This is a genomic window from Microbacterium aurugineum (assembly GCF_023101205.1).
GTDB classification, from domain to species: Bacteria; Actinomycetota; Actinomycetes; order Actinomycetales; family Microbacteriaceae; genus Microbacterium; species Microbacterium aurugineum.
The window spans coordinates 3,072,097-3,086,265 of sequence record NZ_CP078078.1; the positions used below are offsets into that span (position 1 = coordinate 3,072,097).

At 68.6% G+C, this 14,169-nt stretch carries 10 protein-coding genes; 6 read left to right on the forward strand and 4 right to left on the reverse strand.

From position 1 onward, the window contains the following. Positions 1-4: 4 nt before the first annotated feature. Positions 5-547, reverse strand: coding sequence for a universal stress protein (locus tag KV397_RS14775; protein ID WP_261811599.1), 543 nt, complete (start codon positions 545-547; stop codon positions 5-7). A gap of 150 nt (positions 548-697) precedes the next feature. On the opposite strand from KV397_RS14775, the gene KV397_RS14780 reads away from it, so the two are divergent. The 5 genes from KV397_RS14780 (at position 698) to KV397_RS14800 (ending at position 5,327) form a co-directional block, all read left to right on the forward strand. Beyond that, on the forward strand, positions 698-883 hold the full coding sequence (locus KV397_RS14780) for a DUF3073 domain-containing protein (protein ID WP_029259537.1): 186 nt from the start codon (positions 698-700) through the stop codon (positions 881-883). Positions 884-1,012: 129 nt separating this feature from the next. After that, on the forward strand, positions 1,013-1,834 hold the full coding sequence (locus KV397_RS14785) for an MOSC domain-containing protein (RefSeq protein WP_261811600.1): 822 nt from the start codon (positions 1,013-1,015) through the stop codon (positions 1,832-1,834). A 194-nt stretch (positions 1,835-2,028) separates the two neighbouring features. Further along, positions 2,029-3,342, forward strand: a complete 1,314-nt coding sequence (locus KV397_RS14790; RefSeq protein WP_261811601.1) for an ABC transporter substrate-binding protein — start codon at positions 2,029-2,031, stop codon at positions 3,340-3,342. Positions 3,343-3,432: 90 nt separating this feature from the next. Beyond that, a complete protein-coding gene (locus tag KV397_RS14795) occupies positions 3,433-4,410 on the forward strand; it encodes a carbohydrate ABC transporter permease (RefSeq protein ID WP_131492091.1) in 978 nt (325 codons plus the stop codon). Further along, on the forward strand, positions 4,407-5,327 hold the full coding sequence (locus tag KV397_RS14800; protein WP_248569831.1) for a carbohydrate ABC transporter permease: 921 nt from the start codon (positions 4,407-4,409) through the stop codon (positions 5,325-5,327). The genes KV397_RS14795 and KV397_RS14800 overlap by 4 nt, the downstream gene beginning before the upstream one ends. A 6-nt stretch (positions 5,328-5,333) precedes the next feature. On the opposite strand, the gene KV397_RS14805 is transcribed toward KV397_RS14800, so the two are convergent. The 3 genes from KV397_RS14805 to KV397_RS14815 form a co-directional block, all read right to left on the reverse strand. After that, positions 5,334-5,606 carry a type II toxin-antitoxin system VapC family toxin gene (locus KV397_RS14805; protein WP_323131588.1) on the reverse strand — a complete coding sequence of 91 codons (273 nt, stop codon included), beginning with the start codon at positions 5,604-5,606 and terminating at the stop codon, positions 5,334-5,336. 170 nt (positions 5,607-5,776) lie between these two features. Then, complete coding sequence (locus KV397_RS14810; protein ID WP_261811602.1) at positions 5,777-10,957, reverse strand: endo-alpha-N-acetylgalactosaminidase family protein; 5,181 nt, start codon at positions 10,955-10,957, stop codon at positions 5,777-5,779. A 239-nt stretch (positions 10,958-11,196) separates the two neighbouring features. After that, positions 11,197-13,023 carry a glycoside hydrolase family 35 protein gene (locus tag KV397_RS14815; RefSeq protein ID WP_153243448.1) on the reverse strand — a complete coding sequence of 609 codons (1,827 nt, stop codon included), beginning with the start codon at positions 13,021-13,023 and terminating at the stop codon, positions 11,197-11,199. A gap of 94 nt (positions 13,024-13,117) precedes the next feature. On the opposite strand from KV397_RS14815, the gene KV397_RS14820 reads away from it, so the two are divergent. Then, positions 13,118-14,152, forward strand: a complete 1,035-nt coding sequence (locus KV397_RS14820) for a LacI family DNA-binding transcriptional regulator (RefSeq protein WP_047522958.1) — start codon at positions 13,118-13,120, stop codon at positions 14,150-14,152. The last annotated feature ends 17 nt before the right edge of the window (positions 14,153-14,169 follow it).

The window sequence follows — 14,169 nt, forward strand, 5'->3', positions numbered from 1 at the left end:
CGCGTCACTCCGGCCAGATCTCCTTCTGGTCATCGGGCACCATCTCACCGAGGGGCACGACCAGGATCGAGCGATGCTGCCGGTGGGCGAGGCGCGCTGCGACCGAGCCGGTGAAGAACTCCCTGATCGATTCGCCGATGCCGCGCTTGCGCGTGCCGACGACGATCAGCTGCGCATCCAGCTTGTTGGCGAGTTGCTTGATCGCCAGGGCCGGATCCCCGACGAGCTGGCGGGCGGTCCAGGTGATGTCCGCGCCCGCGAGCAACCTCGCAGCCTCGGCCTCGACCGCCTCGAACTCCGCGGCACCCGCATCGAAGTTGATGTCGATCGGCGCCGAGTGCACGTACCCGTCCGGGTCTTCGTAGGTCACGAAACGCGTGACATCGACGTGCGCGACGACGAGCGGCGCACTCAGCAGACGCGCGTATCTCACGGCCTCATCGACCACGTGTCGGTCCTGGCCCGGTTGCATGCCGACGATGACGGCTTTCTGCAATGCCGCGTTCTGTGCGGCCTCGTCGGACGGAGTGGAGGTGTCGTCGGTCATGAAGATCGTTCCCTTCACCGGTCTGGCTTAGGCCAGAGCGTCTTACCCGCGTGCTATTCTGAATGCTACTCTTACCGGCTTCAGGCCGGTGTCGTGAAAAATGCCGCGGGCCTCGAATCCCGCCGCTTAACTCGTGAGGGGGTCTCGCGCATGGGCCGTGGCCGTCAGAAGGCGAAACACACCAAGATCGCCCGCGAACTCAAGGCGTACAGTCCGTCGGTGAACTACTCCGCTCTCGAGCGCGAGCTGGGTCACCCGACCGACGAAGACGCATATGTCGACAAGTGGGCGGATGACTATGCCGACGAAGACGAGGACGAACTAGAGAAGGCCTGACCGCCTGATCTGTTTCGAACACCCGCAGGCCATGCGGGTGTTTCGTCATGCCCGCCGTCTGTGAGGTGATCCTCGGCGACGGAGCGCTGTCCGTCATGCGCGGGTGTCGGCACCTGAGAAGATCTCCTCATGGCCCGCGTCGTCGCCCTCTACCGTCACCCGATCAAGGGGCTCACCCCCGAGCGCCGCGACGCCCTGACCGTGCAAACCGACGGCCGGATCGCCGGAGACCGCGTTCTGGCGTTCCGGTTCGCGGATGCCGCCGTGCCGGAAGACCGGGACGGCCTGGACTATTGGCCCAAATCCAAGGGACTCGCACTCCAGGACTTCCCCGCTCTCGCCGCCCTGCGCACCGGATACGACGACGAGACACGGCGCGTGCGGATCGAACACTCCGGCACGGTGCTCGTCGAGGCAGGACTCGACGACGATGGTCGGCGCGAGCTGACCGCAGCCGTGACCGAGTTCGTCCTGGCGAGCCCCGAAGGCCGTCGCCTCCGGCGACCAGGTCGACTCCCGCTCGTGCTCGTCGGCGATGGGGAGACCTCGCGCTTCCAGGATCGTCCGCGCGGCTACGTCTCGGTGCATGGCCGGGGCAGCGTGCACGCACTGGGTGAAGCCCTCGGGATGAGCGTCGACGACCGACGCTTCCGTTCCAACGTGGTGATCGACGACAGTGCACCCTGGAGCGAGCTCGACTGGACGGGGGAGGTCCGCGTCGGCGGCGTCGTCTTCCAGGCAGCCGGGCCCATCGTGCGGTGCCTCGCGACCCATGCGAACCCGGACACCGGCGTGCGGGATGCCAAGGTGCTCACGACCCTCACGGGCTCCTTCGCGCAGCCGGAGCCGACCCTCGGACGCCTGCTCCTCCCCTGCCGGACACCGTCGGATCACGGCCAGCTTCACGCGGGCGGCGTGATCCGCGTCGGCGACGAGGTCCGCGCGGGGTGAGCAGGATCCGCGACCGCATGCCGTCGTGATGTCAGCGCTCCCTTTGGCGAGGCCAGCTTGCGCCGAGTTGTCGTCATCCCAGGCTTGTGAGCGCAAACATTTTCTGATTTGATGTGCTTGTGATCGACGACGCTCCGGCGTCAGCCCCGGCCCAGGGCGGTCCGCATGAACCTGACCTCGAAGAGGAGAACAGCATGGCAATCACCCCTCGCTTCACCCGCACCGCCGCGATCGTCGCGGTGGGCGCGGTGTCGGCCTTCGGCCTCGCCGCGTGCTCATCCGGCGATTCCGGTGAGAGCAGCGCCGGCGGCGACCCCGTCACCATCGAGTACCTGCACCGCCTCCCCGATGGCGAAGGGATGACCCCCACCTCGGAGATCGTCGAGCGCTGGAACGCCGATCACCCCGACATCCAGGTGAAGGCGACGAAGTTCGACGGCAAGTCGAGCGACATGATCCTCAAGCTCGAGACCGACGTGAAGGCCGGCAACGGTCCCTGCCTCGCGCAGACCGGGTACTCCGAGGTGCCGCAGCTGTTCGTCAAGGGACTGCTGCAAGACGTCGCGGACGAGGCCAAGAAGTACGAAGACGACTTCTCGGCCGGGGCCTTCAGCGGCATGAAGGTCGGCGACGCGATCGTGGGCCTCCCGCAGGACACCGGCCCCCTCGTGTACTTCTACAACGAGGCCGAGTTCACGGCGCTGGGCCTCGATGCCCCGAAGACGCTGGACGATCTCACGGCCGACTCCGCCACGGCGACGGCCGCAGGCAAGTACGTCACCGCCTTCACGCCCGACGAGGCGCAGAACTGGCTCTCCGCCCAGTCGGCCGCGGCCGGGGACACCTGGTTCACCACCGCCGGCGACGAGTGGAAGGTCGATGCCGAGGGCGACGGCTCCGAGCGTGTGGCCGCATTCTGGCAGGGACTGCTCGACAGCAAGCAGACGCTCGCGACCGAGCGCTGGGGCGAAGGCTTCACCGCCGCGCTCAACGACGGCAGCCTCATCGGCCATGTCGGAGCCGCGTGGGAGGCCGGGTTCCTCCTCGACTCGCTCGACGGCACCCCGGCCGAAGGACAGTGGCGTGTGGCTCAGCTCCCCGACTTCGGCGCCGGCGCGATGAGCGGCCCCGACGGCGGCTCCGGCGTCTCCGTGATGAAGGGATGCGAGCACCCCGCCGAGGCCATGGAGTTCAACGCCTGGTTCAACACGCAGGTCGACGACCTCGCCTCCCAGGGCCTCGTCGTCGCCGCCAAGGGCGACGTGGAGACCCCCGAGAAGATGCTCCGTCAGTTCGGCGGTCAGGATGTGCTCGCCGAACTCGGCACGGCGACCGAGAACCTGAACCCCGACTTCCCGTACGCCCCGGGCTTCTCGACGCTGTCGAAGATGAACGAGACCGCCGCGGCCGCCGTCGCCGGCACGGCGACGGTCGCCGACATCTTCACCACTGCGCAGGACACCGCCGTGGCCTCGCTGAAGGATCTCGGACTCCCGGTCGCGGAGTGAGTCGGCGAGAAGGCATCATCGGATGATCGACGGCGGAGTGCACGCACAATCGTGCACTCCGCCGTCGTCTTGAGGTCGAGAGGCGACACCATGGTCACAGTGACCGAAACACGAGGCGCGACTTCGGCACCGGCGCCGCGCATCCCCGCGGACCCCACCCGCCGACGGCGGTTCGGGACCCGACGCGAGGGTCTCACGGGATGGCTGTTCATGACGCCGTTCGCCGTGCTCTTCGTGCTGGTCTTCCTGGTGCCGATCATCGTGTCGATCCGGTCGTCGTTCTTCGCGCAGGTTCCGGCGGGAGGCGGCCTCTACGGCGGCGGCGAACTCGTCGATACGTTCGTCGGCCTCGAGAACTTCGTCACCGCGGCGACCAACGGCGCCTTCTGGACGGGGATGGGGCGTGTGGTCCTCTACGCCGCCCTGCAGATCCCGGTGATGATCCTGCTGGCACTCGGTCTCGCCCTGCTGCTGGACTCCTTCATCGTGCGCCGCCCCACGCTCTTCCGGCTCTCGTTCTTCCTCCCCTACGCGGTTCCCGGCATCATCGCCGCCATGATGTGGCTCTACCTCTACACACCCGAGGTCTCGCCCTTCCTGCCCTTCCTCCCGGAGGGCACCGACTTCATGGCCCCGGGCACGATCCTGTTCTCGATGGCGAACATGACGACCTGGACTTACACGGGCTACAACATGCTGATCTTCCTGTCGGCGCTGCAGGCCGTTCCGCGCGACCTCTACGAAGCGGCTCGTCTCGACGGGGCCTCCGGCTTCCAGATCTCGATGCGCATCAAGGTGCCGCTCGTGCGCGGGGCCGCCCTCCTCGCCGTGCTGCTGTCGATCATCGGCACCATCCAGCTGTTCAACGAGCCGGTCGTGCTGCAGGCCGCGAACTCGTGGATGGGCAAGGACTTCACACCGATGATGCTCACCTACAACACGATGATGGGCGAGATCTCGCCGTCCGGCAGCGGTCCGGCCTCCGCCTACTCCCTGCTCATGGCTCTGATCGCGGGTGTGCTCGCGATCGTGTACGCGCTGCTCCAGCGCCGGAAGGGCGACGCATGACCACCACGCGCCTCCTCACCACCGCGACGTCATCACGACGACGCCCCCGCCGGCCGCGCGACGCGGATGCACCACCGCCGTCGATCGCTCCCACCCCCGTCGCACGCGCATTCGGCATCACCGCCCTCGTCGTCGCGACGCTGTACTTCCTCGTCCCGGTGTACTGGCTCATCGTCGCGTCGACGAAGAACAACACCGACCTCACCTCGACCTTCGGCTTCTGGTTCGCCGACGGCAACCTCGCCGCCAACTACAGCAGCCTGATGGACTGGACCCAGGGCCTGTTCTGGCGCTGGGTCGGCAACTCGATGTTTTACTCCGTGAGCGCCGGCGTCATCGGCACACTGTTCGCCGTGATGGCCGGCTACGCGATCGCGAAGTTCGCGTTCCCCGGCAAACGCCTCGCCGTCGGGGTCATCATGGCCGGGCTCCTGCTGCCGGTCGCGCTGCTGACCGTGCCGCTGTACATCGAGTTCCAGGCACTCGGCCTGACCAACACCGTCTGGGCGATCATCATCCCCTCGGCGGTGTCGCCGTTCGGCGTCTTCCTCGGAATGGTCTACGCGCAGTCGTCGGTGCCGACCGAACTGCTGGAGGCGGCCCGCATCGACGGCGCCGGAGAGGCCCGCATCTTCTTCACGATCGTGATGCGCCTGCTGGGGCCCGCGATGGTGACGATCTTCCTGTTCATCTTCGTGGCCACGTGGAACAACTTCCTGCTGCCACTGATGATGATCTCCAGCCAAGATCTGAAGCCCGTGACGCTCGGCCTGTACGGCATGGTGAGCTACTTCGCCCCCGACAAGGGAGCCGTCATGCTCGGCGCCCTGCTCGGTGTCATCCCGCTCGTGCTGCTGTTCTTCGCCCTACAGAAGTACTGGCGTTCCGGGCTCGCCGCCGGCGCCGTGAAGGGCTGATCTTGGTCAGTCGGATGTGACAGGCACCTCGACGGTGCAGTGACCGGAGGCTGCGCGCGCCAGCCTCCGGTCATGCGTGAGCAGCGTGCACCCGAACACGCTCGCGAGCGCGACAGAGGCCGCGTCATAGGCCGTCACGTTCCGGCGCAGCGCCAGCACGTGCGGGACGAGCGGCAGCGTGGGGTGCAGCTCGACGCGGAGCCGCGCGAGGTCGATGGCCGCAGCCTCGAGCGCGGCCAGGAGTTCCGGCACAGTGGGGCGGGACGCGATGAGCGCCAGCTCAGATCATCCTGATCCCCAGGGTGCGCTCGCCGCGCGGCGCCAGAGGGCGGCGGCCGGGGAATCGGTAAACCCGATATCGTCCGCCGTCGTGCAGGACGCTTCTTCGTGCACACAGACGACCGGCCCGGAGGGGAATCCTCCGGGCCGGTCGTGTGTGTGCGGGTCGGTCAGCTGTGGCGGCGTCTCCGCAGCCACAGGGCCAGACCCAGGCCGATCGCCGCGAGGCCCGCGAACGCCGCGCCCGCCCAGATCGCCCCCTCCGCACCGGTGGAGGCGAGGTCACCGCCACTCCCGGCCGCCGCGGTCACCGCGAGGTCACCCCGCGCCAGCTCGACGCCCTGCGCATCGGTCGCGACGAGCGCGTGCGCGCCGGCCGGCGTCGCCGCGGGGATCGTGACGGTGGCGACGGCATCACCGTCGGCCGAGATCGTCACCTCACCGATGCGGACCGGCTCGGAATGCAGCCACAGCTGCACCAGCGCGTCGGGATCGAATCCGCTCAACTGCACGGTCAGGCTCGCGCCGGCGACGACCGATCCGATGGCTGCGGTGATGGTCGCCTTCTTCCCCGGCTTCGCCTTCTTGACCTTCAACGGAGCGCTGGCGAGCTCCGCGCCGGCCGCATCCTGCACGATCACTCGGTGCGTGCCCACCGAGGCGTTCGTCGGGATCAGCAGTCGCGTCGTCAGCGCGCCCTCCGCATCGACCGTGGCACCGGTCAGCCGGGCGTCGTCGAGCCAGACCGACACGGTGGACTCCGGAGCGAAGCCCGTGAGCGCGACGCCCACCGTCTCTCCCGCCCGCACCGAGTCGGCGTCGAGACCGAGCTTCGGGTCGATCACCGGGTTGCAGCCGCTCAGATCGTCGTCCGGCCGCGTCGCGGGAGCATGACCGCTCTGCGGGGTCGGCGAACCGTACACGGCCATCTCGGCGACGGCCGCGAACTGCGTGCCCGAGATGGACGACGTGGCGGTCACGCGGATGTAGCGCGCCGTGGTCTCCGCGAAGTCCACGTCCTGCCACTCGGCGACGTTCTGCCACTCGCCCGAGAAGACGGGCGTGTACGTCTGTCCGTCGGTCGACACCGCGACCTCGTAGCCCTTGATCGGACCGTTCTGGTTGGCGCCGCGGCGCAGGTACGAGATGCCGTCCACCTGCTCGGCGGCGCCCAGGTCGAAGGTCAGCACGTGCGGGTACGACGTCGCCGCCGAACTCCACCGACTGTGCCAGAACGTGCCCGCGTTCCCGTCGAGCATGTTCACGGCCGCACCGTTCTCCCCGGATGTCTCCTCGGAGCTCGCCGTCACGGAGATCTGCGCGTTGGGGATGCGAGCCCGTGAGGACACCGACACCTCCTGCGTCGTCACGACCGTGCGCACATCGCAGTCCGCGAGATACGTCGCCGCGATCCCGATGCCGACCGTCGTGCCCGCGGCCTCCGCCGGCGCGGTGACCAGCCACGTGGTGTCCACGCTGTCCCCGGGCTCGACCTTCTCGAACAGGTTCGACGAGTCGTCGGCGACCTCGACCGCGTACCCCTCCGGCACCTCGAGCTGCACGCCGATGTTCTCGACGGCGAGGGACTCGCTGTTGGTGAAGGTGGTCGTGAACACGGTCTGCGCGCCGGGGCTCAGGACGCCCGCCTCCGCAGACACCGTCGCACACGGGGTGCCGCCGGTCGTCGGGCCGAGGTCTGTGACCGTGAAGTCGTCCAGCACGAAGTCCACGTCCGGTCCCCCGACGCGTTCGAGTCCGACCCAGGTGTAGTCGCCGCATCCGACGATCACATCCTGCGAGAACTCCGCCGTCTCCAGCGCCTGCGTGATCCCGGTGCGGCTGAGCGTGGTCGAGGTGACCGTGCCGCCCGCCACCGCATCCGTGCCGGTGAGCCAGCGGTATGCGCCGCTCGCGCCGACCTGGTAGTCGAATCCGATCCGGTACGAGTGCCCCGCCTGCAGCGGAACGAGTGTCGGATCGGTGCGATAGACGACCCCGCTGTTCTCGGAGTGCGACATGAGCGAGTGGTCGCCGCTCAGCGTCGTATCCACCGCGAGCCCCGCGAGCGCGCCCGCGTCGAACGGCTTGGCGGTGTTGCGCCACTCGCTGCTCGTGTACGGATCGTGTCGGCGCGAGATGCTCGTGCGCGGGTCGTCGATGCCGTTGGCGTTCCCCTTCACGAACGGGCCCCACCCGGCCTCGTTGCCCTCGAAGTCGTTCGAGTACACCGTGCCGGCCGCGAACGGTGCGGTCGTGTCGCGCGAGACGCGGGCGTTGTCGATCCGGACCTTCGCGTCACCCTCGACGGCACCAACGGACACGGTGACCTCACCGGATGCCGGGGCCAGGAACGATGTCGACCCACGCTGGTAGTACTGACCCGCCTTGGAGTCGGCGCGCATGTAGTTGTACGTCGGAGAGAGGTTCCAGGTGCGCGTCACAGCACCGGAACCGGTGTCGACCGAGACGCTCACGTCGCGGGTCGCAGTCGGATCGATCTGCACCTGCGCCGAGAACGCGTACCGCTGTCCAGGGGTGAGGCCGGTCACGGTCTGCGAGATCGACGAGGCGGCCGCACCGAGCACGGCGACGTTGTCGCCCCGGGACTCGTTCTTCGCGCTGCCGAGGTCGGTGCGCTCGATCGTCACATCGCCCTGGGGATTCCAGACGTCGAGCGAACCGGAGTTGAACCCCGGGTCGTCGAGACCGGCGTCGTGGTACTCGACCGCCGCGCGCTGGGCACCACCCTGCGGCACCACGACGTAGGCCGTGCCTTCGTCTCCGCTGAGCGTGAGCTCGCCGCCTGCCGCATTCACGGTGCCGACCTTGACGCGCCCCTGGTCTCCCAGCTCGAACACGTCGAAGGCGGTGTTGCCGCGGAACGCCTCGGTGAGCCCGAACGTCTCCTCGCCTCCGGACGCCGAATAGAAGTACATCTTGTCGGCGTCGACCGGAGAACCGGCCTCCTCGTTGGAAGACAGCGACTGCCAGGGGAGCAGGTAGGAGTCACCCCGCAGCACCGTGGCGCCGTCCATCGTGATGACCCGGGTACTGCCGTCGATGCGGACGGAGACGTCGTCGGTCAGCGTCGCCTCGGCACCTGCCTCGTACGTGAGCAGGTCGAAGTGCTGGAGGAACTTGGTCGGCAGGCTCTGGGTCCAGATGTTGTCGACGAAGCCGTCCCAGTTGCGGTTGCCGACCCAGCCCTCGGCGTCGACGAGTCGCTGCTGTCCGAGCAGCGCATCGTCGTTCCAGACGTCGGCCTGGCCGTTCTGGATGAAGCGCACCATCGTGGAGTTGATGCCCTTGTTCGTCACCCCGCCGTAGCTGAGGTCGTTCGGCCAGTGCGACCAGACCGTGCTGTCGACGAACTTGTCACCCCACTCGGTGGCGACTTCGAGGTCCATGCTGTTGAGCTCGTCGGCGAGCTGTTCGGCGACCCACCCGTTCGAGTAGTACACGTCGATGTAGACGCCGCTGAGACCGGGGACCTCGTCCCGCAGCTGCTGGAAGCGGTCGAGCACCCGTCCGGTACCGAGGTCGGTCTGCTGGTTGATGTAGTACGACTGGTCGAGCCAGTTCCAGCCCGGCTTGTACGGGGCGGCACCGTCGAGGATCGCGGAGTCGAAGGCGTTCGCCTGCGGATAGATCTCGGTGGCGTTGACGTGCACGCTCATGTCGGCGTTGAGCTTCGCGCCCTCGTCGACGAGGGTGTTCAGGTCGGAGAGGCCGCCCGCCCGCTCGTTGTAGTTTCCGCCGTAGTCGGTGTTCGCCGAGTCATGGCCTTCACTGCCGTAGCCCTTGTTGAGCACCCACTGGCCGAGACCGTCGGTCTGGTTCGCGATGCGCTTGGTGTTGTCGAGGACCAGATCGAAGTAGTTCGTCGCACTGGAGGCGAAGTTGAAGGGGATGCGACTGACCACGCGCTCGGCGACCCGATCGGCGCCGAGACGAGGGGTGTCGACCTCGCGGTAGCGGATCGCGCCGTCCTGCCAGTCGACCTTCGCGTCGCCGTTGCGGTCCGCCGCGAGGAGGACCGTGACCTTCGGAAGGGCGTAGGTGGTCACCCGGCTGTCCATCGCCGTGGTCGGGTGGATCAGCCAGGCGCTGGAACCGATCTCGGCCGTGCGTCCCGCCGCCTCGGTGATGCGTGTGGTCAGGCGCGTGTTCCACGACGCCGTGCCGCCGGAGGCCTGGGTCGTCGCGTTGGTGATCACGCCGCCGATGAGCGCGCCGTTGCCGAGGAAGGCGAAGGCCGCCCCCTTCTGGCCGGTCGCCGTCGAAGCGCCCACCGCGATGTGCTCGTCGGCGTTCTTGGTGCTGTCCGGGCTGATCACCGTGCGATCGAGCACCGACCCGGCATCCGCGGCGGTCGCGGAGAGGAAGGCGTTGTCCGGAAGCCCCAGAGTGGTCACGGCTGCCGTCCCCTCGACCGCGGTGACCTCGAAGCCGACGGTTCCGTCCTCCGCGACGCGGATGCTGCTGCGCACGGTGACGTCGATGCCCGTCAGTGTCGACACATAGTCGATCCCGGTGGCGGACGGCGTCGACGTGGTCTCCGACGCGTAGCTCGCGCCGTTCACCGACCAGGTCTTGGCCGAGGTGCGCTGGCCGGCGATGCTCTCACTCCCCACGCGATACTGCGTGATGCGAGGGAACTCGGTCGAGACGACCGCCGTGGTGCCGCCGGCGGCGATCTCGACGGTCTCATCCGTGTCCGGCTCCTCCGGCTCGGTGACGATCGGGGGCAGCTCCTCGTCGGAGAGCACCTCGATCTCGCCGGCCCCGCCGCCGGTGGTTCCCTGCGCGTCGATCACGAGCAGCGCCACGTAGCGGCCGTCCTTGGCAGCGTCCAGCGTGATGCGCTGCTTCTCGTCGTTCGCGGTCGGAGCATGCAGCACCGCCGTGCCCGAGGCCGCACCCCATCCGCCGTCGGCCGGCGAGTTGCGGGCGACATCGGGATCGTCCGTCACGTAGACCTCGACCGTCTTCGCAGCCACGGCCTGGCCCCGCTTGACCGAGTAGTCGAGGGCCTTCACCGAGAGCGAGCGCTGCAGGTCGACGACGATCCAGTGCGGGAACGGCGCGTTCGCGGTGTAGCGCGAGGTCCACTGCGTCGCGAAATCGCCGTCGAAGGCGCCGAGAGCGGTGCCGTCGAGCGAGGGCGGCGCCGGGTACGGGTCCGATTCACTCGACACCGCGTGCAGTCGGTAGTCGGCTTTCGGGACCGGGATCAGCTCGGCGGCCTGCGCGGCCGGCGCCTGGGTGAGCACACCGCCGAAGGCGAGTGCCGTCGCCAGCAGCGAGCTGAGGGCGACGGTAGCGCGGGGCGGTCGGGAAGGTTTCGACACGTCTTGCCTCTCGGTCGAGCGGCGGCCGGGAGCACAGACGCTCCGGTGCGCCGCAGATGATCATCGACGACCCTCATCGATGTTTGCGCTATCACACTAGACGCGTGGATGCCTTAATATCAAGCATCAAGCGAGCAGAAGCGCAAACATTGGCGAGAAGTGCCGTGCACAGATGAGAAGAACAGACGAGAAGAGCCGCCCCACACCCTCGGTGCAGGACGGCTCTCGTGGCGTCCGGATCAGGAGCCGATGAACTCCTCGGTCTCCCCGAACGACGGTTCTTCACGGATCTCGACGGTCACCCCGAGGACATCGGTGTCGAGCACGACGATCTCGTTGCGGCCGGCCTTCCACAGCGGCGCCGGCGCGTAGAGCGTCTCCTGCGGACCGACCTTCCAGTACCTGCCGAGGAGGAAGCCGTTCAGCCAGACCATCCCCTTGGCACCGCCGGGGAAGGCGAGCCAGGCATCGAGCGGCTCGGCGACATCGAGGGAGGCGATGGCCACACCATCCGTTGCGTCGGTCGCGTCGGTCGCGGCGGTGGGGAGAGCCGGTACCTCCTGGGGAACCACGCGATGCGTCCAGCCGTTCACGAGCCGACGGCCGATCATCACGCCGCGCATGATGCCCTTGCCCTCGCCCGTGTACGGCCCGTAGTTGATCCGTCCGAGGCTCTCGACGAGGATCGTGAGTCGTCCCATCCCGCCGTCAGCGGGCAGAGCGAGAGAGGTCTCGCCGTCGCGCTCCAGCACGCCGAGGCGCCGCTCGTCGAGGAACACCACGGCACGGTCGTGCAGCCCGTCGACCGTGAGCGTCGCGTCGGCGGGGAAGGACACGTCCGCCTCATACGCGACGAGGCCGTCTTCCGCACCGAGCTCCTCGAACGTACGCGGTCGCGGCGAGACGTCACCGGCCACGGGGAGCGAAGCGATCAGCCCGAGCAGGGATGCGCGCGGCTCGAGCGGCGTGGTCGCCGCGCCCTGCCGCCGCGGCGCACCGGGAACCGGGGGGAGCTCACCCGCATGGAACGGCGCGAACAGCGCACGGAGCGCGTGGAACTTCTCGGTGAGCGTTCCGTCTTCGCCGATCGGTGCGTCCGAGTCGTAGCTGGTGACGGTCGGCTGCAGGACCTGGTCGTGGTTGGCCCCGTTCCAGAGGCCGAAGTTGGTGCCACCGTGCGCCATGTACAGGCTCACCGATCCGCCGGCGGTCAGCAGCTCCTCGATCGTGCCCCCGGCGCTCGCGGCGGACCGCACGTGGTGCCGCTCCCCCCAGTGGTCGAACCAGCCACCCCACAGCTCGCTGCACATGAGCGCATCACCCTCGCGGCGCAGTTCCACGGCCCTCGCCACCCCGGTGCCGAACGTGAAGGTCGCCAGGGCCCCGGCGACACTGCCGTGCTCGATCATGTCGCCCGTGATGCCGTCGGCGGTGGTGAGCATCTCGACCATCCCGCGGCGGCGGAGCCCGTCCCGCAGGTGCGCGAGGTAGTCGGCGTCGCTGCCGAACGACCCGTACTCGTTCTCGATCTGGATCGCGACGATCGGTCCGCCGTGCGAGGCCTGGAGCGGAACGAGCCGCGGGATCAACCGGTCGTACCAGGCGTCCACCGCGGCGAGGAAGCCGTCATCGCTGGTGCGCAGCGCCGCGACCCGCCCGGACAGCCAGGACGGGATGCCGCCGTTGGACCACTCGGCGCAGATGTAGGGACTGGGGCGGAGGAAGACATCCAGACCCACTTCTCCGGCCAGACGGATGAAGCGCTCGATGTCACGCCATCCGTCGAAGCGGACGTCGCCCTCGACGCGCTCGTGGAAGTTCCACGCGACATAGGTGTCGACCGTGTTCGCGCCCATCGCCGCGAGTCGGCGGAGACGGTCCTCCCACAGGTCGGGGTGCACCCGGAAGTAGTGGATCGAGCCCGCGAGGATGCGGTGCGCGACACCGTCGCGGAGGATCTCCCCGTCGCGCCAGGACAGGGTGGGCGCGCCGATCGGCGTCGCGGTGGCCGAGGCGTCGACGGCAACGGAAGAGCCGTCGAGAGCCGAGGCGAGAAGGTCAGGCATAGCGCTCCAAGCACGAGTGTTTGCGTTCACATTATCGCATCGCCCGACTCGCCGCCTCCTGGATTTACACCGATTGATCGCTACCATTGAGCACATGTCCCCTCGCCGCCCGAGAGACGACCGCGCCCCGAGCCAGGTCGATGTCGCCCAGCTCGCCGGAGTCTCCACGCAGACCGTCTCCCGCGTCATGTCCGGGCAGGACAACGTGCGCCCCGACACCGCCCGCCGCGTGCTGGCGGCGGTCGAGGAGCTCGGCTACCGCGTGCACGCCGCCGCCGCCTCGCTCGCCTCCGGTCGCACTCGCGTACTGGGCGTGATCGTGGTCTCGACGGACCGGTACTCGTCGGCGGCGCTCGGTGTCGGCATCCAGCAGGCGGCCGCGGCCAACGGATACACCGTGTCGACGGCGGCCGTCGCGGACCATGCCTCGGCTGAAGCGTTCCTGGAGGCCTTCGACCGACTGGAGCGTCAAGGCGCAGAAGGCATCATCCTCGGTGTCCCGGTCGAACTCGAGAGTCCGGCAATGCGGACGCGCACCGAGCGCACGCCCGCGACCCGCAGCGAACGCACCTCCCTGGACGAGGACGCCCCCCTCGCGGTCGACCAGCGCGCCATCGCCCGCCTCGCCGTCGAGCACCTCCTCGACCTCGGGCACGAGACCGTGTGGCACGTCTCGGGCGACGACTACTGGACCGAGACACAGCAGCGCAGCGAGGCCTGGGAGCAGACGCTCCGCGATCGGGGCATCGTGCCGCCGCCGTTGATCCCCGCCGACTGGACACCCGAATCCGGCTACCGCGCCGGGCGCACGATCGCGGCCATCCCGGAGGCTACCGCGGTCTTCGTCAGCAGTGACGAGATGGCGTTCGGTCTGATCCGCGCCCTGCACGAGGCCGGTCGCAGTGTGCCGGAGGACGTCTCGGTGGTCAGCGTGGACGACATCGCTCTCGCCGCGTACGCCTCCCCCGCGCTTACGACCGTCCGCCAGCCCTTCGAGGCGATGGGCCGTGCGGCCGCTCTCCGGGTCATCGCACAGATCGAGGGACATGAGGCGGTCGGCGAGATGCCCTCCACCGAGCCGCAGCTCATCGTGCGCTCGTCGACGGCCCCGCCCCGCTCGGCGCGCTAGGCGCACTAGGCGCGCAT